This window comes from Klebsiella sp. Lac1 (assembly GCF_009825425.1).
Lineage (GTDB): Bacteria > Pseudomonadota > Gammaproteobacteria > Enterobacterales > Enterobacteriaceae > Klebsiella > Klebsiella electrica.
Genome location: NZ_VJZJ01000004.1, coordinates 197,912 through 216,950, shown reverse-complemented (window position 1 = coordinate 216,950; position 19,039 = coordinate 197,912). Strand labels below are relative to the sequence as shown.

12 protein-coding genes are annotated in these 19,039 nt (G+C 58.1%); 9 read left to right on the top strand and 3 right to left on the bottom strand.

Annotation, left to right across the window (positions count from 1 at the left end; genetic code table 11):
• Window positions 1-6 precede the first annotated feature (6 nt).
• Entirely contained in the window at window positions 7-999 is a 993-nt protein-coding gene (locus tag FNY10_RS23505) for a glycosyl hydrolase family 8 (RefSeq protein ID WP_141963117.1), read from the top strand.
• A gap of 133 nt (window positions 1,000-1,132) precedes the next feature.
• On the opposite strand, the gene bcsG is transcribed toward FNY10_RS23505, so the two are convergent.
• Genes bcsG through bcsE form a run of 3 tightly spaced genes read right to left on the bottom strand, consistent with a single transcriptional unit; the run spans window position 1,133 to window position 4,550 of the window.
• Window positions 1,133-2,803: a cellulose biosynthesis protein BcsG gene (bcsG, locus tag FNY10_RS23500; RefSeq protein ID WP_141963119.1), complete on the bottom strand. Its 1,671-nt coding sequence runs from the start codon at window positions 2,801-2,803 to the stop codon at window positions 1,133-1,135.
• Window positions 2,800-2,997: a cellulose biosynthesis protein BcsF gene (gene bcsF / locus FNY10_RS23495; protein WP_131049206.1), complete on the bottom strand. Its 198-nt coding sequence runs from the start codon at window positions 2,995-2,997 to the stop codon at window positions 2,800-2,802. Before bcsF ends, bcsG begins: the two co-directional genes overlap by 4 nt.
• Complete coding sequence (gene bcsE, locus FNY10_RS23490; protein ID WP_131049205.1) at window positions 2,994-4,550, bottom strand: cellulose biosynthesis protein BcsE; 1,557 nt, start codon at window positions 4,548-4,550, stop codon at window positions 2,994-2,996. The genes bcsF and bcsE overlap by 4 nt, the downstream gene beginning before the upstream one ends.
• Window positions 4,551-4,715: 165 nt before the next feature.
• Here bcsE and bcsR point away from each other — a divergent pair, with 165 nt between their 5' ends.
• The 8 genes from bcsR (at window position 4,716) to FNY10_RS23450 (ending at window position 18,968) form a co-directional block, all read left to right on the top strand.
• Window positions 4,716-4,904, top strand: a complete 189-nt coding sequence (gene bcsR, locus FNY10_RS23485; RefSeq protein ID WP_131049204.1) for a cellulose biosynthesis protein BcsR — start codon at window positions 4,716-4,718, stop codon at window positions 4,902-4,904.
• 11 nt (window positions 4,905-4,915) lie between these two features.
• Window positions 4,916-5,653, top strand: a complete 738-nt coding sequence (gene bcsQ, locus FNY10_RS23480) for a cellulose biosynthesis protein BcsQ (RefSeq protein WP_160704245.1) — start codon at window positions 4,916-4,918, stop codon at window positions 5,651-5,653.
• A complete protein-coding gene (gene bcsA, locus FNY10_RS23475) occupies window positions 5,650-8,268 on the top strand; it encodes a UDP-forming cellulose synthase catalytic subunit (RefSeq protein ID WP_141963125.1) in 2,619 nt (872 codons plus the stop codon). The genes bcsQ and bcsA overlap by 4 nt, the downstream gene beginning before the upstream one ends.
• 10 nt (window positions 8,269-8,278) lie before the next feature.
• Window positions 8,279-10,642 (top strand): cellulose biosynthesis cyclic di-GMP-binding regulatory protein BcsB, encoded by a 2,364-nt coding sequence (gene bcsB, locus FNY10_RS23470; RefSeq protein WP_131049201.1) that lies wholly within the window; start codon window positions 8,279-8,281, stop codon window positions 10,640-10,642.
• Between the two features lie 6 nt (window positions 10,643-10,648).
• On the top strand, window positions 10,649-11,755 hold the full coding sequence (bcsZ, locus tag FNY10_RS23465; RefSeq protein ID WP_131049200.1) for a cellulose synthase complex periplasmic endoglucanase BcsZ: 1,107 nt from the start codon (window positions 10,649-10,651) through the stop codon (window positions 11,753-11,755).
• Entirely contained in the window at window positions 11,737-15,216 is a 3,480-nt protein-coding gene (gene bcsC / locus FNY10_RS23460) for a cellulose synthase complex outer membrane protein BcsC (protein ID WP_141963127.1), read from the top strand. Before bcsZ ends, bcsC begins: the two co-directional genes overlap by 19 nt.
• Window positions 15,217-15,515: 299 nt before the next feature.
• Window positions 15,516-17,525, top strand: coding sequence for a biofilm formation regulator HmsP (gene hmsP, locus FNY10_RS23455; protein WP_131049198.1), 2,010 nt, complete (start codon window positions 15,516-15,518; stop codon window positions 17,523-17,525).
• 156 nt (window positions 17,526-17,681) lie between these two features.
• Complete coding sequence (locus FNY10_RS23450; RefSeq protein ID WP_100683002.1) at window positions 17,682-18,968, top strand: dicarboxylate/amino acid:cation symporter; 1,287 nt, start codon at window positions 17,682-17,684, stop codon at window positions 18,966-18,968.
• The last annotated feature ends 71 nt before the right edge of the window (window positions 18,969-19,039 follow it).

Here is a 19,039-nt window from a genome sequence, read left to right as displayed (position 1 = left end):
GAACATATGTCTTTGCGTGCTGTAATCGCTGTTATGGTGACGATGGTGCTGCTGCCCCGCGCGTGGGCAGACACCGCCTGGGAAAGCTATAAATCACGTTTTATGATGGCTGACGGGCGAATTGTGGATACCGGCAACGGTAACGTTTCGCATACCGAAGGCCAGGGGTTCGCGATGCTGCTGGCCGTGGCCAAAAACGATCGGCCCGCCTTCGACAAGCTGTGGCAATGGACCGATAAAACGCTGCGCAATAAAGACAACGGGCTCTTTTACTGGCGCTATAACCCTGTGGCGCCGGACCCTATTGCCGACAAGAACGATGCGACCGACGGCGATACCCTGATTGCATGGGCGCTGCTGCGTGCGCAGCAGCAGTGGGGGGACAAATCCTATGGCAACGCGTCTGACGCCATTACCGCATCGTTGCTGAAAAATACGGTGGTGACCTTTGCCGGTTATCAGGTCATGCTGCCTGGCGCCACAGGCTTTAACCGCAACGACCATCTTAATCTTAACCCCTCCTACTTTATCTTCCCGGCATGGCAGGCGTTTGCCGCGCGTACGCATCTGGTAGCCTGGCGTAAGTTGCAAAGCGATGGGCAGGCGCTGTTGGGCAAAATGGCATGGGGCAAAACGCAGCTCCCTACCGACTGGGTTGCGCTGAAAGCCGACGGCAGGATGGAGCCGGCGAAAGAGTGGCCGCCGCGGATGAGCTATGACGCGATTCGCATCCCGCTGTATCTCGCCTGGGCCAATCCGCAGAGCCCCCTGCTGACGCCGTGGAAAAACTGGTTCCAGAGCTATCAGCGGTTGCAAACCCCCGCGTGGATTAACGTCAGCACCAATAACGTCTCCCCGTGGTTCATGACCGGCGGCCTGTTGGCGGTTCGCGACCTGACCATGGGCGAGACGCCGGAGGATCCGCAAATTACCGCTCAGGATGATTACTACTCCGCCAGCCTGAAACTGTTGGTCTGGCTGGCAGGGCGCAATCGGTAAGCGTACCGTCTTCGCCCGGCTTGCCGCAGTGCAGTCTGCATCTCCTGGCCGACGCCGCGCCAGGAGATGAGCGAAGTGGCGAGGGGACTGGCGAGTCATGGCCGCAGAGAACCCCCTGCGGCCATTAACGGGGTTACTGCGGGTACGGTACCCAGCTTCCGCCGTTCAGCTGAACGTAGGGTTTCCCCTGGTACTGCACAACGATGGCGTTGGCGTTTTCCGATACCGCGGCGCTTTGCGGCAGATTGGCGGTGTACTGCTGCCAGTTCACGTTATCTTCGGTAAACATCTTGCCATCCAGCGCGCGAACCACCAGCTCCGACACGGCCAGATAGCTGGTTGGCTGGTCGATAATCAGCGGGGCGCCCTGATGCGGCGCCTTCATCCCGAAGAATTTCACCGCCGTCGGCACGTTGGTAATGGACGGGCTCGGGATATCACGCAGGCCAGAAACCTGCATTTTGTCACCCTTCAGCGCGCCGCCGTGCTCCGGTACGACCAGGACCATCACTTTACGGCCCGATTTTTCCAGCTCGCTAAAGAAGCTGTCCAGCTCGTCGAAGAGTTTCTGCGCGCGAACTTTGTAATCCGCCGTTTTGCTCTGGCCCGGGAAGTGGTTGCCGTCGTGCAGCGGCAGGGTGTTGTAGAAGGTGGCGTTGCGGGCGTTACCCTGTTTATTTTCGGTTTCCAGCCAGCGGTTGAGGGTCGCTAAGTCATCATAGACCGGCGAGCCATCAAAAGCCTGCAGGCTGACCGGCAGCCCCGTTTGGTCCATCAGCGGACTTTGCATCCCGCCTAAGCTACGCAGCTCTTTCAGGAAGTCGCCAAACTGGCCGTTGTGGCCGAGCATCAGCTGTTGGGTGAAGCCGAGTTTTGCCAGATTTTCGAACAGGTAGCAGTCGTTGCCCGACGGTTGATAGAGGTTGGAATGCGACAGCTGGCCGCAGCTTGCGCGCAGCAGTCGTACCGCCGCCGGGCCGCTGTAGGAGGTCGCCGAGTTAAAGTTTTTGAACACAATATCAAAATGCTTCCACAGCGGATGATCCATCAGCCCGGCGGCTTCAATATCGGACCACGACAGCGAGCAAATGTTGATAACCAGCAGGTCAAATGGCTGGGCATCGGCCGGGAGCTGCTCCGGGAACGGCGTTTTGCGTTTCTGTTCTGAGGCATAGAACGCGTTCAGCCAGTTGGTCAAATTCTCCGGGGTGGGCGGTTCGGTTTGTGGCGGAATATCGCCGCTGGCAGCAGGGGCGCCCGCCTGGGCCACCGTCGCGGTTGTCGTCTTCACGGTAGTCGCCGCTGCCGTCGGCTGGCCCGCAGGCCATAACGTAAAGGCCGGAAGCAGCGGGCCGATCGCCAGCCACAGCATAATGGCGCAGACGACCACTGTGACGCGCAGCCACTGGTTGATGAACATCCACAGTACCAGCAGCAGGAAGAAGGCGCCGACCATATTCCAGTTAATAAAGCGGGTTATCAGATCCCAGATATAGCTGGCGCTGAAGCCGGCAAGCTGCGAGCCCTGGCTGAAAATACTTTCCGGCCCCGGCAGCCAGGTATCATGCCAGAACAATCCAATGCCGATAGGAATAGCTATCCAGTGTCGCAGTCGGTGAAGTTGATATTTCGGCACAGGGACCAGTAAAAACGCGAGAAAGACCAGGTTGAGCATCGGATGAAAATTAAGATATCCCGCCCAAAGCAGCGCAAACTTCACCAGGAAGTAAAAATTCCAGCCGGCCAGGCCACGCCAGTATTGCCAAAGCGGCAATGGCGTCGCATTTGTTTTTGGATTCGTCATTTATTCACTTTGCCTTGCTGAGTTGTTGCTTCCCGGCGTAATACGCCAGCCGGTTTGACATAACGAGGTTTAAAGAACATTAAGCGTAAGGTGGTGCGAATTCGGCGCTGGTAATGGCGCGTCAGGTATCCCAGCGGAAAAAACAGCAGGGCACAGAGTACGATCAGCTGAAGAATATCGCTGATGGACATCATGACGTTTTCTCCCCGTCGGTAGACAAGCGATGCGGCTGAGGAATGCGTCGCCAGCTGCGCCCGTCATGGGTCGCATTAATCGGGAGATTTTTCTCCATCGTAACCGGCAGCGGCGTGTTCCACTGTTCCGGTGAAATACCCCGCATCAGCACAATTTCCGCAGTGATTTGTTTATCTTCAAACCAGACCATGCGGTTGGAAAAAATATCGCCGGTGGGCAACGGGAAAATATGGTTTAACGCGGTATCGAGGTCGTTTACGCGACAAAATGACAGAAACAGCACTAACCGGTTGTTGCCGATCGTCATGATATCGCCCAGACGGTTCGGTCGGCATAGCGTCAGCGCCTGCTCGACGCGCAGCCCCGGCGCCGGGCGCAGCGCCACCATCACGCCCTTGCTGTCCGCAGGCAGCATGGTGTTGGTCATCATGTTATGTACCGCGGCGCAGAAATCCCCCCACTTCTGGTAACCGCGTAGCTTGAGCGGCTGGCTCCAGGTCAGCAGGGTGGTGAAGTCTTCCGGGATATAGCGGGTGAACTTCTGTTTTTGCACGCTTTCCACTAACGTCAGACAGCGGGAAAGCGGTGCGCTGAAGGGGATAACCATATTCGCGCCGCTGCTGAGTAGCAGTCGCTCATCGGTCGTCCGCAGGCTAGGTCGCTGTTCGCGCACGACAATTTTCAACGCGCTGCCGCGCTGGCGGCGCAGCGTGTGAATATAGCGACCCAGTTGCTCAATCTGTTCGTTCTGCGTCAGGGAAAATAACAGCGTTGCCGCCTGCGCGGTGCGGGCGGCGTTAAATACGCCGTCATTGGTATCGAACAGCGTCCAGTATTCGGACAGGGCTGGCGCGCCTTCCAGCACTCGCAGGTTACTCAGGACGACCTTCTCATCGCTGCGCGGCTGCACCATGGCCTCTTCTTCTTCAGCCAGTCGCCAGCCGTCCTCATCCTGGATGAGCGTCAGTTGCTGTTGCGCGCTCATTCCTTTTTCACTGCCCCACCAGGCGATATCAAACAGAAAACTATCGCCCTGATAACGAATGCTCGCCAGCCCGGAAAGCGCCCGGTACTCGCGTAATAATGGCGAAAGCTGCTTGTCTATATCATTATCGGAATTAAGTATTAATAAGGAACACTTATGATATTTAGCCCACTGGTGAGATTTTTCTACCCACGCGATCATCTTCTCGCTTTTTATTTTTTTCCATGCATTTTCAGCGCATAGCAAAATAAAAAAGTAACTGGCTGGATCGACGGAGCACAGTAAATCACGATGCATTTCTTCCAGCCCGGCCGTCAGGTCAGGCATACTGAATAACGCCACTTTTTCCGGGCCGCGCCCCTTTTTTAATGATATGATTTTATTTGGTTTTTCACCCATGACAATGGCAGCGACTTTACATTCTTTCTCCTGGGCCGCCAGGGTTTGATTGAGCAGGCTTACCGCGTCAGGATAGCGATCGACGTTCAGCCACCACACGCCCCCGACGGGCATATGACAGACTTCGTCCCATAGTGATGAAATACCTAAAGTATAAACGATATTCACGTCGTTCCTCGCGAGCCCTGATTCATACTGGATCAGTTTACTAGCGAAAGCGTCAGAGTAAACCTAACATTGAATTTAAAGGGTATCAGTTTTAGCATGGGCGGCTTGAGAATGAGCCTATTGCACATTGGGTTTTATTTATGTGTTTTTTGAATGGACAGCGAAATGCCAGGAAAAGAGCCTTTAGTACCCTCAGATGCAACGCTGGGTTATACCTTTCAAAATGATTTCCTGGCGTTAAGCCGGGCATTTTCCCTGCCCGAAATTGATTACCACGACATTTCCCGGCGCGAGCAGTTAGCCGCGGCGCTGCAACGCTGGCCATTATTGGCGGAATTCGCCGAGAAAAAGTAAGGACGCCGTCGATGGCTATTCTTGGATTACAGGGTATCCGCGGTGGTGTGGGCACCACGTCGATTACCGCTGCACTCGCCTGGGCGTTACAGCTTCTCGGGGAGAAGGTTCTGGCGATCGACGCCAGCCCGGATAATATGCTGCGCTATTTTTTCAACGTTGATGCGACGCATCGCGACGGTTGGGCGCGCTCGTTGCTTGATGGTGGCGACTGGCGTGACGCCGGTATCCGTTATACCTCGCATATTGATATTTTGCCTTTCGGCCTGCTCTCACCTGGCGAAAGAGAGAACGTTGATAAGCTCTGTCCGATGCTGGAGTCCTTTGTCGGCATGGTGGCGAAACTGGCTCAACAGGGCGATCATCGCTGGCTGCTGCTGGATTTACCGGAAGGGTATTCCCCGTTGACTCGTTCGCTGCTGAGCGCCTGCGATCGCACGCTGGTGGTGGTGCATCCGGACGGCAACAGCCATATTCGCCTGCATCAACAGGCGCTGCCAGCGAAGGGCGATATTCTGATTAACGATCTGCGCGTCGGCAGCCAGCTACAGGCAGATTTACATCAGCTGTGGCTGGAGAGCCAGCGCCGTATTTTGCCGGTCGCGGTCCATCGTGATGAGGCGATGGCGGAGTGTCTGGCGGCGAAGCAGCCGCTGGGGGAATACCGTTCTGATTCGCTGGCCGCCGAGGAGATCCTGACCCTCGCCAACTGGTGCTTGCTGCACTATTCCGGCAAGGGGACGCCATGATGCGCCTGAGCACCCTGTTACTGGCGCCCCCGGTGGCGCAACGCCTGAGCGAACGCTACAGCGATTATCGCCAGCATGGCGCATCGTGGCTGTCCGCATCGTTGGGCTGCCTGTGGGCGTCGCTGGTCTGGGCGCTGATGCCGCTGGAAACACCGCGCTGGCAGGCGATTCTGAACAACCATCGTGACTACTTCCCGCATATCAATCCCCATCGCCCGCGGCTGCTGGATCCGCTGCGCTATCTGCTACAGTCCCTGTGGCTGCTGGTGACGCATGTACCCGGGGCAGATAAAAAGGCGAACTGGCGTTCGTTTGTCGCCATCGAAGGGGTGCACGGACGCTACACCCAGTGGCTGGATACGCTTCCCGAACGGATGAACAGCCGAACCGCCCATCTGAATAAACACAAAGAGCTGGCGCACGTCAGCCCGAAGCTGCGCAAGGCGATTCTCGGCGTGGTCGTCACTTTCTCGCTGCTGCTGTCGCTGCTGTGTATTACCCAGCCCTTTAACCCGCTTTCGCAGCTTATTTTCCTGCTGTTGCTGTGGGGCGTGGCGCTGCTGGTACGTCGTATTCCCGGACGTTTTTCGGCCCTGATGCTGATTGTCCTCTCGCTGACCGTCTCCTGCCGCTACATCTGGTGGCGCTATACCTCGACGCTGAACTGGGACGATCCTGTCAGCCTGGTGTGCGGCGTTGTGCTGCTGTTTGCTGAAACCTACGCCTGGCTGGTGTTGGTGCTGGGCTATTTCCAGGTGATATGGCCATTGAACCGCCAGCCGGTCCCGTTACCCAAAGATATGGCCGAGTGGCCGACGGTGGATATTTTCGTTCCCACCTACAACGAAGACCTTAACGTGGTGAAAAACACCATTTATGCGTCGCAAGGCATCGACTGGCCGAAAGATAAGCTCAATATCTGGATCCTTGATGACGGCGGGCGCGATGAGTTTCGTCAGTTCGCCAAAGACGTCGGCGTGCATTACATCGCCCGCACGACTCACGAGCATGCCAAAGCCGGGAATATCAACAACGCGCTGAAGTACGCCAAAGGCGAATTTGTGTCGATCTTCGACTGCGACCACGTGCCGACGCGCTCGTTCCTGCAGATGACCATGGGGTGGTTCCTGAAAGAGAAAGAGCTGGCGATGATGCAGACGCCGCACCATTTCTTCTCGCCCGACCCGTTTGAACGCAACCTGGGACGTTTCAGGAAAACGCCGAACGAGGGGACCCTGTTTTACGGCCTGGTGCAGGATGGTAACGATATGTGGGACGCCACCTTCTTCTGCGGATCCTGCGCGGTGATTCGTCGCGTCCCGCTGGATGAGATTGGCGGTATCGCTGTGGAAACGGTGACCGAAGATGCCCACACCTCCCTGCGTCTGCACCGTCGCGGTTACACGTCTGCCTATATGCGCATTCCGCAGGCTGCCGGCCTGGCGACCGAAAGCCTTTCGGCGCATATTGGCCAGCGTATTCGCTGGGCGCGTGGCATGGTGCAGATTTTCCGCCTGGATAACCCCTTGTTTGGTAAAGGACTTAAGTTTGCCCAGCGGCTCTGTTACGTCAACGCGATGATGCACTTTTTATCCGGTATTCCCCGGCTTATCTTCCTCGTCGCGCCGTTGGCGTTTTTACTGCTGCACGCCTATATCATCTATGCGCCGGCGCTGATGATCGCGCTTTTCGTCTTACCGCATATGATTCACGCGAGCCTGACGAACTCGAAAATTCAGGGTAAATATCGCCACTCTTTCTGGAGCGAAATCTACGAAACGACGTTGGCCTGGTATATCGCGCCGCCGACCTTTGTCGCGCTGATTAACCCGCATAAAGGCAAGTTCAACGTGACGGCGAAAGGGGGGCTGGTGGAGGAAGAGTACGTCGACTGGGTCATTTCCCGCCCCTATATCTACCTGGTGCTGCTCAATCTGGTGGGCGTGGCTGCGGGGGTCTGGCGTTACCTCTACGGCCCGGAAAACGAGATCCTGACCGTGTGGGTCAGTATCGTCTGGGTGTTCTATAACCTGGTTATCCTTGGCGGCGCGGTGGCGGTCTCGGTGGAAAGTAAACAGGTCCGCCGTTCGCACCGCGTCGAAATGAGCATGCCGGCGGCAATTGCGCGCGAAGATGGCCACCTGTTCTCCTGTACCGTGCATGACTATTCCGATGGCGGGCTGGGGATCAATATTCACGGTAAGGCGCAGGTGCTGGAAGGGCAGCAGGTGAATCTGCTGCTCAAACGCGGCCAGCAGGAATATGCCTTCCCGGTCAGGGTCGCGCGCGTGAATGGCAGCGAGGTCGGTTTGCAGCTGATGCCGTTGACCAATCAACAACATATTGATTTTGTACAGTGTACGTTTGCCCGTGCTGATACGTGGGCGCTTTGGCAGGATAGCTTCCCGGAAGATAAACCGATGGAAAGCCTGCTGGATATCCTGAAGCTGGGGTTCCGTGGATATCGTCACCTGGCGGAGTTCTCGCCGCCGTCGGTGAAGGTTATTTTCCGCTCGCTCACCATGCTGGTTGCCTGGGTAGTCTCGTTTGTTCCCCGTCGGCCTCAACGTGCCGCGGCGATACTCTCTTCGGAACCAGAAATGGCTCAACAATGATGATAATGCGATGAAAAGAAAACTCTCCTTGATTTGTGCAGTGGCTGTGGGAATGGCTGGTTGGTCATCCTTCGCCTCTTTTGCGGAGCCGACGACCGCCATTGCGGCGGCGCCAGCCCCTGCGGCGACGGATCCACTAGCCGGTGGGCTGACGGCCCCGGCCCCGGTCATTGCCGACAGCCAGCCGACGGCAGCCCTTGCCGCGCCGCCGGCGCCGGCGGTCGTCATGGAGAATGTGCCGACCCGCGACGTGAAGCTCTCTTTTGCCAGTATCGCTCCGGCGCCGGGCAGTATGGTGCTGCGCGGAGCGCACCCCGACGGCTCGGTAGAGTTTGGCATGCGCAGCGATGAGGTTGTGACGAAAGCCCTGCTGAATCTCGACTATACGCCGTCTCCTTCGCTGCTGCCGGTGCAGTCGCAGTTGAAGGTGTACCTCAATGATGAGCTGATGGGCGTCCTGCCGGTCACCAAAGAGCAGCTGGGTAAAAAAGTCAGCGCGCAGATCCCTATCGATCCTCTGTATATCACCGACTTTAACCGCGTGCGGCTGGTGTTTGTCGGCCATTATCGCGATGTGTGTGAGAACCCGGCCAGCAGTACGCTATGGCTGGACGTCGGGCGTGACAGCAACCTGGACCTGACCTATCAGGCGCTGGCGGTGCGTAACGATCTGTCCCATTTCCCGGTACCGTTCTATGACCCCCGGGATAACCGTTCGTTGATGTTGCCGATGGTTTTTGCCGCCTCGCCGGATGCCCGGCAGCAGCAGGCGGCGGCGATTGTCGCCTCCTGGTTCGGCAGTAAAGCCGGCTGGCGCGGCCAGGCGTTCCCGGTGCTGTTCAACACACTGCCGGATCGCAACGCCATCGTGTTTGCGACCAACGATAAGCGCCCGGACTTCCTGCGGGAACATCCGCCGGTGAAGGCGCCGACCATCGAAATGATCGACCATCCTGACAACCCTTACGTCAAGCTGCTGGTGGTCTTTGGCCGCGATGACAACGATCTGCTGCTGGCCGCCAGGGGCATTGCGCAGGGCAATATTCTGTTCCGTGGCAGCAGCGTGGTGGTCGACGACGTCAAAGAGTTGCAGGCGCGTAAACCTTATGACGCGCCGAACTGGGTGCGTACCGATCGTGAAGTCACCTTCGGCGAACTGAAAACCTATGCCCAGCAGCTGCAGTCCAGCGGCCTGGTGCCGGATTCCATTAACGTGGCGCTGAGTCTGCCGCCGGACCTCTATTTGCTGCGCGCCAACGGCATCGATATGCGGCTGAACTATCGCTACACCATGCCGCCTATCAAAGACAGCTCGCGCATGGATATCAGCCTCAACGACCAGTTCCTGCAATCCTTCAGCCTGAACAGCTCTCAGGACGTGGATAAATTGATATTGCACCTGCCGGTGCTACAGGGGCTGCTGGACGGTAAGACCAACGTCAGTATCCCGGCGCTGCGTCTCGGGGCGATAAACCAGCTGCGGTTTGATTTCCAGTACATGAACCCGATGCCGGGCGGCTCTATCGATAACTGTATTACCTTCCAGCCGGTGCAGAACCACGTGGTTATTGGTGACGATTCGACGATTGACTTCTCGAAGTATTATCACTTTATTGCCATGCCGGATCTGCGCGTGTTCGCCAGTGCCGGCTTCCCGTTTAGCCGGATGGCCGACCTGTCTGACACGCTGATTGTGGTGCCGCCCGCGCCGACGGAGGGTCAGGTGGCGACGCTACTGGAATCCGTTGCCGGTATCGGCGCGCAGACCGGTCTGGCGGGGATCAATATGCAGATCACCGATGATGGCAGCAAAATTAAGGATAAAGACGCCGATCTGCTGTTGATTGGCTCGATTCCGCCAGCGCTGAAAGATGACACCAAAATTAGCCTGCTGGTCGATGCGACAAAGAGCTGGGTGAAGATGCCGATGCGTCATTACGACCTGCCGGGCATTTATCCGGACGATGAGGCCAGAACGCCCAATACGCGCACGGATATCACCTCCTCCGGGCCAATGGCGGCCATTATCAGCTTCCAGTCGCCGTATTACGATCAACGCAGCGTCGTGGCGCTGCTGGCGGACAGCCCGCGCGGTAACGAACTGCTGAACGGCGCGCTGAACGACAGCGGTAAGCGGGCGGCGATGTTTGGTTCCGCCTCGGTGATTCGCGAATCCGGGGTGAACAGCCTGCGCGTGGGCGATATCTATTATGTCGGGCACCTGCCGTGGTTTGAGCGTATCTGGTTTGCGCTGTCCAACCACCCGGTGCTGCTGGCGATTCTGGCTGCGGTGAGCATTGTGCTTCTGGCATGGGTACTGTGGCGCATGCTGCGTATTCTCAGCCGTCGTCGTCTCCACCTTGATGATGAGTAAGCGATCATGAACCCGATTCGCGCAGTTATCCTGTCGGTTCTGATGCTGGCGGCAGCGCAGGTGAGCGCCGCCTGCCAGTGGCCGGCCTGGGAGCAATTTAAAAATGAGTATGTGAGTACCGAAGGGCGGGTGGTTGATCCCGCCGATTCGCGTAAAATCACCACCTCCGAAGGGCAAAGCTATGCCTTGTTCTTCGCGCTGGCGGCAAACGATCGCGACGCTTTCGGCAAGCTGTTGCAATGGACCCAGAACAATCTGGCGGCGGGCGACCTGCGTGCGCGCCTGCCGGGCTGGCTGTGGGGCAAGAAAAGCGAAGATGAGTGGACGCTGCTGGACAGCAACTCCGCGTCTGACTCCGATTTATGGATAGCCTGGTCGCTGCTGGAAGCGGGGCGGTTGTGGCAGGTGCCGCAGTACACCGAGATGGGCAAAGCGCTCCTGGCGCGTATCGCCGGGGAAGAAGTCGCGGATGTGCCGGGGTTCGGACCGATGGTGCTGCCCGGCAAAGTTGGTTTTGCCGACGATAAAGGCTGGCGTTTTAACCCCAGCTATCTTCCGCCGCAGCTTGCCAGCTACTTCAGCCGTTTTGGCGCCCCGTGGCCGAAACTGCGCGACAGCAATCTGCGTTTTCTGCTGGAGACGGCGCCGAAAGGTTTTTCTCCTGACTGGGTGCGTTACGAAAAAGGACAAGGCTGGCAGTTGAATGCGGACAAACCGATAATCGGCAGCTACGACGCGATTCGCGTCTATCTGTGGGTCGGGATGCTCGATGATGGGGATACACAGAAAGCGCGGCTGTTGGCTCGTTTTAAACCGATGGAAACGCAGACGATTCGCCAGGGCGTACCGCCGGAAAAAGTGAATATCGCGACCGGTAAAACGACCGGCAATGGCCCGGTCGGATTTTCAGCGTCGATGCTGCCGTTTTTACACAATGACGACGCCCGGGCGATACAGCGCCAGCGCGTTGCGGACCACTATCCTGGCGCCGATGCCTACTATAACGTGGTCCTGACTCTTTTTGGCCAGGGATGGGATCAACACCGTTTCCGTTTCACGGCGGATGGCGAATTACGACCTGACTGGGACCAGCAATGCGTAAGTTCAGATTAAGTATTATCGCGCTGTCTCTCGGGGTCGGCCTGCTGCCGCAGGCGCAGGCGGCGACCACCCCTGCCGAGGAGCATCTGCTGGAGCAGGTCCGGCTGGGTGAGGCGAGCCAGCGTGAAGATCTGGTTAAGCAATCCCTTTATCGCCTGGAGCTGATTGACCCCAATAACCCGCAGTTAATTGCCGCGCGAATGCGTTATCTGTTGCGCCGGGGCGACACCGACGGCGCTAAAAAACAGCTCGACAGGCTGGCGAAGCTGGCCCCCGATTCCGCAGAGCTGAAATCCTCCCGTAGCGAAATGAACCTCAGCACCGGCGACGGGAGGCAGGAGCTTCAGCAGGCGCGCTTGCTGGGGGTATCGGGGCATGTAGAAGAGGGCGTGGCCGCCTTTGAAAAATTGTTCGGTGGCGTGCCGCCCGATCAGGCCCTCGCGATTGAATACTGGACGCTGGTGGCTCGACTCCCGGCGCGGCATAAAGAAGCCGTCGCTCAGATGAAGAAACTGGATGCCAGCTCTCCGGGCAATGCCGACCTGCAGGCGTCGCTGGCCAAACAGATGTTTGCCGACGATAAGCCGGAGGAAGGGTTTGCTTATCTCGAACAAATGGCGCGCTCGGCCGCCGGTCGCGGCACCGCGGCCGATATGTGGCTCAGCGAAATCAAAGATATACCGGTCAGCCGGACCAGCGTGCAGGAACTACAGCGTTTCCTGGTCCTGTTCGCCACCGGGGAATCGGCAGCGAATGCCCGCCTGTTGCTGGCTCAGCAACAGGCTCAGTTGCAGGATCCGACGTTTCGCCTGCGGGCTGAGGGATTGGCTGCGGCCAAAAATGATAACTCCGCCCAGACCGTGGCCAATTTACAGCAGGCTGTACGAGCCGATGCCAGGGACAGCGACGCGGTGGGCGCGCTGGGCCAGGCCTATTCGCAGCGTGGCGACAGAGCCCGTGCCGTCGCACAGCTGAACAAAGCGATCGCGATGGATCCGAAAAGCCCGAATCGCGATAAATGGGACAGCCTGCTACAGACCAACCGCTACTGGTTGTTGATCAAACAGGGCGATAACGCGCTGAAGGCCGGAGAGCTGGATCGGGCACAACACTATTATGCGCAGGCTCAACGGGTCGACGGCAGCGATAGCTATGCGGTGCTCGGGCTCGGGGATGTGGCGGCGGCGCGCAAAGATAATGCGGCAGCGGAACGCGACTACCAGCGCACCCTGCGGATGGATCGTGGCAACAACCTCGCGGTGCGCGGGTTGGCTAACCTTTATCGTGCGCAATCGCCGGAAAAAGCCAGCGCTTACATCGCCAGTCTGTCGCCTGCCCAGCGGCGCAGCATTGATGATATCGAGCGCAGCCTGACCAATGAACGCCTGGAAAAACAGGCCGAAGCGCTGGAGAGCCAAAGCAACTGGGCGCAGGCGGCGGAAATTCAGCGTCGGCGTCTGGCGCTTGACCCGGATAGCGTGTGGATTACCTACCGTTTATCCCGTGATTTAGTCAGCGCAGGCGAACGGGCACAGGCCGATACGCTGATGCGTAATATGGTCAGCCGCAAGCCGGGAGATGCCGAGCGGGTTTATGCCTGGGGTCTCTATTTATCCGGTAATAATCAGGACGATCTGGCGCTGGCGCAGCTTGCTGCCCTGCCGCGCAGCCAATGGACGGATAACATTCGTGAGCTGGACGCGCGTCTGCAAAGCGCTAAGGTGATACGCCAGGCTAACCAGCTGCGCGACAGCGGCCAGGAAGCACGGGCTATCGCCCTCATTCAACAGCAGCCGCCGCTGGTTCGCTACCGGCTGACGCTGGCGGACTGGGCGCAGCAGCGCGGCGATAGCCAGACGGCGATTGCGCAGTATAACGCGGTGCTGAGTCAAGAGGCCGATAACGGCGATGCCCGTCTGGGACTGGCGGAAGTCTACCTTGCCGAAGGCGATAAAAATGCCGCGCGCGCCCAGGTCAGCCAGTTGAAAGGCGGGGAGAGCGATTCCATCAATATGCAGCGGCGGGTGGCCCTGGCGAACGCGGGATTGGGCGATATCGCCCAGGCCCGACACATTTTTGACCGCATCATCCCGCAAGCTAAAGCGCAGCCGCCGTCTATGGAAAGCGCGCTGGTGCTACGTGATGCCGCCCGATTCCAGGCCCGGAGCGGCCAGCCGCAGGTGGCGCTGGAGAGTTATAAAGATGCCATGGTGGCTTCTGGCGTGACCCCGGTCCGCCCGCAGGATAACGATGCCTTTACCCGCCTGACCCGCAACGACAGCAGCGATGACTGGCTGAAGCGCGGGATCCGCAGCGACGCCGCGGATCTCTATCGCCAGCAGGATCTTAACGTCACCCTCGAACATGATTTCTGGGGCTCGAGCGGTACCGGCGGCTATTCCGATCTTAAAGCGCACACCACGATGCTGCATGTGGAGGCGCCGCTCGCCGATGGACGCATGTTCTTGCGCACCGACCTGGTTAATATGGATGCCGGTAGCTTCGCGACGAAAAGCGACGGCAGCTATTCGCCAAACTGGGGAACCTGCGGGGAAATCGCCTGTACCAGCGGTAGCAAGAACCAGACCGACGGGGGAGCCAGCGTCGCGGTAGGCTGGAAGAATGAGACCTGGAGCGCGGATATCGGCACGACGCCGATGGGTTTCAACGTGGTTGATGTGGTGGGCGGACTGAGCTACAGCAACGATCTCGGGCCGTTCGGCTACACCCTCAATATGCATCGCCGGCCGGTTTCCAGCTCGCTACTCGCTTTTGGCGGACAGCAGGACAGCAGCAGCCATACCGGGACAACCTGGGGCGGCGTCCGCGCTGACGGCGGCGGCGTGAGCATGAGCTACGATAAGGGCGAGGCTAACGGCGTCTGGTCTTCGCTGGGCGTCGATCGGCTCACGGGGAAAAACGTGGCCGACAACTGGCGCGTGCGCTGGATGAGCGGTTACTACTATAAAGTCATCAATGAAGATAACCGCCGCGTCACCGTGGGCCTGAACAATATGCTCTGGCACTATGACAAAGACCTGAGCGGCTATACCCTCGGCCAGGGCGGCTACTATAGTCCGCAGGAGTATCTCTCGTTCGCGGTACCGGTCACCTGGCGTCAGCGCACGGAAAACTGGTCATGGGAACTGGGAGGGTCCGTCTCCTGGTCCCACTCGCGTACCAAAACCATGCCGCGCTATCCGTTGCTGAATTTGATTCCCGCGGACTACCGGGCCGATGCCAGTCCGTTGACGGAACAAGGCGGCAGCAGTCAGGGCTTTGGTTACACCGCCCGGGCGCTGGTTGAGCGACGAGTTACCGGCAACTGGTTCGTGGGGGCGGCGGTGGATATTCAACAGGCGAAGGATTATACCCCGAGCCATGCGCTGCTCTACGTACGCTATTCGGCCGCCGGCTGGCAGGGCGACATGGATATGCCGCCACAGCCGCTGGTGCCTTATGCGGACTGGTAGCAGAATAGCCTGAATTACGCGATCTGGCGTCACTCCACCCGCCGGTTCGCGTATACTCGTCAAACTTCGCCCGTCTGTGTCAATTCTCTCTCCCCCGGTAGCGCTATGCGCCGGGGCGACAGACCGATACAGTCGCCTGACCCCGGTAAGGGGTCAGCGGCAATCCGGGAAAATAACCCGCAGAGAAGCGTCACGCCTTGCGGACGTGGGCGAAGGATTTGAGTATATAATCAGCCTGAAAACGACCGGTGTTGATGGAATGAAACCGGGTAGGTGTTAAGTATCAGTGGAGAACCCAGTTGCGCGTCAGCCGCTCACTTACAATTAAACAGATGGCGATGGTCGCGGGCGTGTCCATGGCGTTTGTATTGGTGTTTTGTTCTATTTTGCTGTTTCACTTTGTGCAACAGAGTCGCTTCATTACGGCCACGCAATTAGAAAGTATCGCTCGTTCCGTTCGCGAACCCCTGTCGGCGGCTATCCTGAAAGCGGATATCCCCGAGGCGGAAGCCATTCTGGGGCGTATTCAGCCTGCTGGTATTGTCAGCCGGGCCGATGTGGTGTTGCCCAACCAATTTCAGGCGCTGCGGATGCGTTTTATTCCGGAGCGTCCGGTACCGGTGATGGTCACCCGCATTTTCGAGCTCCCGGTACAGATCTCGCTGCCGGTTTACTCGCTGGAAAGGCCCGCCAACCCGCAGCCGATTGCCTATCTGGTGCTGCAGGCGGACTCCTGGCAGACCTACAAATTCGTCATGAGCGTACTTTCTACGTTAGTGACTGCTTACTTCTTGCTGGTGCTTGTTCTGACGGTGGCTATCACATGGTGTATCAACCGTCTGATCGTCCGCCCGTTGCGCAAGCTGGCTCGTGAGCTCGATGACGTCGCCCCGCAGGACCGGCTCGGGCACCAGCTGACGCTGCCGCGTCTGCACCATGATGATGAAATTGGCCTGCTGGTGCGCAGTTATAACCGGAATCAGCAGACCCTGCTGCGCCAGCACGATGAACTGACGTTACAGTCCACCCGCTTCCCGGTATCCGAGCTGCCGAATAAGGCCTTTTTGATGGCTCTGCTGGAGCAAACCGTCGCCCGGCCGCAAAGTGCGGCGTTGCTGGTTATCGCCTGCGAAACATTGCAGGATACCGCGGGGGTGCTGAAAGAGACCCAGCGCGAGATCCTGCTGCTGACGCTGGTGGAGAAGCTGCGGGGGATTATCCCGTCGCGGATGGTGCTGGCCCAGATTAGCGGCTATGACTTCGCGATTCTGGCCCACGGGATGAGCGAGCCGTGGCACGCGGTGACATTAAGTAAGCAAGTGCTCACTGTCATAAATGAACGGCTGCCGTTGCAGGGGATCCAGCTGCGCCCCTGCGCCAGCGTGGGTATTGCGATGTTTAACGGCGAGCTGAGTGCGGAACAGCTCTATCGCCGGGCATTTTCTGCCGCCACCGCCGCGCGGCACAAAGGTAAAAACCAGATTGAATTCTTCGATCCGGCCCAGATGGAAAAAGCCCAGCGTCGGCTGATGGAAGAACACGACATCCTCACCGCGCTGGATAATCATCAGTTCGCTATCTGGCTCCAGCCGCAGGTTGATGCCGCCAGCGGCGAGGTCTGCGGCGCGGAAGTGCTGCTGCGGCAACGCCAGCCTGACGGTAGCTGGTTGCTCCCTGCGGATCTGACTGAACGCATTGAAGCCTGCGGGCTGATGGTGCCGGTGGGTTACTGGGTGATGGAAGAAGCCTGTCGTCAGCTGGCCGCATGGCAAAGCCTGGGCATCATGTTGCCGCTGTCGGTGAACGTTTCGCTGCTGCAGTTGCTGCACCACGATCGCGGCACCGGGATGCTGACGTTACTCGATCGCTATCGCATCGCGCCTGGGACGCTGGTGCTGGAGATGACGGAAAGCCGCCATCTGGACGACCCGCAGACGGTGGCGGCGCTGCTGCGTCCGCTGCATGAGGCCGGCGTGCGGATCGCGCTGGATGATTTTGGCATGGGTTACGCCGGTCTGCGTCAGCTCCAGCATATGCAATCGCTGCCGGTCGATATTCTGAAAATCGATAAAGCGTTTATTGATATGTTGCCCGAGGATACCCGCATGGTTCCGGCGATTATCCAGCTGGCGCGCGGTCTTAATCTGCGCATCGTGGCGCAAGGGGTCGAAAAGGCGCCGCAGTATCACTGGTTGCAGGCGGCCGGCGTGGATGTCGTCCAGGGGGGCCTGTTTGGTTGCGCCTTGTCGCAGGAATCCTTTATGACGCAGTTCCTGCGAGGCAAGGATGAAGCGGGTGCAAGCTTGTAACGCGAGTGCGAACTTGTGCGTGTCAGCTCAAAGTTTTTAACAATTCCGTTGCACTTTTACGCTTAGTTATTTCTGAAATGTTTCCAGGGTGTTACTTTTAAGCCACAGATAGCCCATACCCCTTCAGGATCTGTGGTTTTACCCAAAGGACACCCTATGAAAACCTCTCTCTTCAAAAGCCTCTATGTGCAGGTTTTGTCGGCCATTGCGATCGGTATTCTGCTGGGCCATTTCTACCCGGAACTGGGCGCGCAGATGAAACCTCTCGGCGATGCCTTCGTTAAACTGATAAAAATGGTTATCGCGCCGGTTATTTTCTGTACGGTTGTGACCGGCATTGCCGGGATGGAAAGTATGAAAGCCGTCGGTCGTACCGGGGCGGTAGCGCTACTCTATTTCGAAGTGGTCAGTACCATTGCGCTGATTATCGGCCTGATTATCGTTAACGTGGTGCAACCCGGCGCTGGCATGAACGTCGATCCGGCGACCCTCGATGCGAAGGCCGTGGCGGTCTACGCCGAGCAGGCAAAAGATCAGGGCATTGTCGCCTTCCTGCTGGATATTATCCCCGGCAGCGTGATTGGCGCTTTCGCCAGCGGTAATATCCTGCAGGTGCTGATGTTTGCCGTGCTGTTCGGTTTTGCGCTGCATCGCCTCGGCAGCAAAGGCCAGCTCATTTTTAACGTCATCGAAAGTTTCTCACAGGTGATCTTCGGCATCATCAACATGATTATGCGCCTTGCGCCAATCGGTGCTTTCGGGGCCATGGCCTTCACCATCGGGAAATACGGTGTCGGCACCCTGGTGCAACTGGGTCAGCTGATCATCTGTTTCTATATCACCTGTATCCTGTTCGTGGTGGTGGTACTGGGTTCTATCGCCCGGGTGACCGGGTTCAGCATTTTCAAATTCATCCGCTACATCCGTGAAGAGCTGCTGATTGTTCTTGGCACCTCTTCGTCCGAATCGGCGCTGCCGCGTATGCTGGACAAAATGGAGAAGCTGGGCTGTCGTAAATCGGTCGTGGGGTTGGTCATTCCAACCGGCTACTCCTTTAACCTTGACGGCACCTCGATCTATCTGACGATGGCGGCGGTCTTTATCGCTCAGGCGACGAACAGCCATATGGATATTTTCCACCAGATTACCCTGCTGGTTGTGCTGCTGCTCTCCTCAAAAGGAGCGGCGGGGGTAACGGGAAGCGGCTTTATCGTTCTGGCGGCAACGATTTCTGCGGTCGGGCATTTGCCGGTTGCCGGGCTGGCGCTCATCCTCGGGATTGACCGCTTTATGTCAGAAGCCCGCGCATTGACCAACCTGGTGGGCAACGGCGTGGCGACTATCGTGGTGGCAAAATGGGTGAAAGAGCTGGACAGCAAGCAGCTGGACGATGTCCTGAATAACCGCGAGCCAGCCAACAAATCGCACGAATTATCCTCTTAAATCCTTCTGTTAGGCCCGTTGTCCTTGCTGGACTCCGGGCTCCTGCGCATAATTAGGTATCATTCCCCGAG

Bases quoted from the DNA above. Each gene is read 5' to 3' on its own strand.
- FNY10_RS23505 (WP_141963117.1), top strand. From the start codon at position 7: ATGTCTTTGCGTGCTGTAATCGCTGTTATGGTGACGATGGTGCTGCTG.
- bcsG (WP_141963119.1), bottom strand. From the start codon at position 2,803: ATGACGAATCCAAAAACAAATGCGACGCCATTGCCGCTTTGGCAATAC.
- bcsF (WP_131049206.1), bottom strand. From the start codon at position 2,997: ATGATGTCCATCAGCGATATTCTTCAGCTGATCGTACTCTGTGCCCTG.
- bcsR (WP_131049204.1), top strand. From the start codon at position 4,716: ATGCCAGGAAAAGAGCCTTTAGTACCCTCAGATGCAACGCTGGGTTAT.
- bcsQ (WP_160704245.1), top strand. From the start codon at position 4,916: ATGGCTATTCTTGGATTACAGGGTATCCGCGGTGGTGTGGGCACCACG.
- bcsA (WP_141963125.1), top strand. From the start codon at position 5,650: ATGATGCGCCTGAGCACCCTGTTACTGGCGCCCCCGGTGGCGCAACGC.
- bcsB (WP_131049201.1), top strand. From the start codon at position 8,279: ATGAAAAGAAAACTCTCCTTGATTTGTGCAGTGGCTGTGGGAATGGCT.
- bcsZ (WP_131049200.1), top strand. From the start codon at position 10,649: ATGAACCCGATTCGCGCAGTTATCCTGTCGGTTCTGATGCTGGCGGCA.
- bcsC (WP_141963127.1), top strand. From the start codon at position 11,737: ATGCGTAAGTTCAGATTAAGTATTATCGCGCTGTCTCTCGGGGTCGGC.
- FNY10_RS23450 (WP_100683002.1), top strand. From the start codon at position 17,682: ATGAAAACCTCTCTCTTCAAAAGCCTCTATGTGCAGGTTTTGTCGGCC.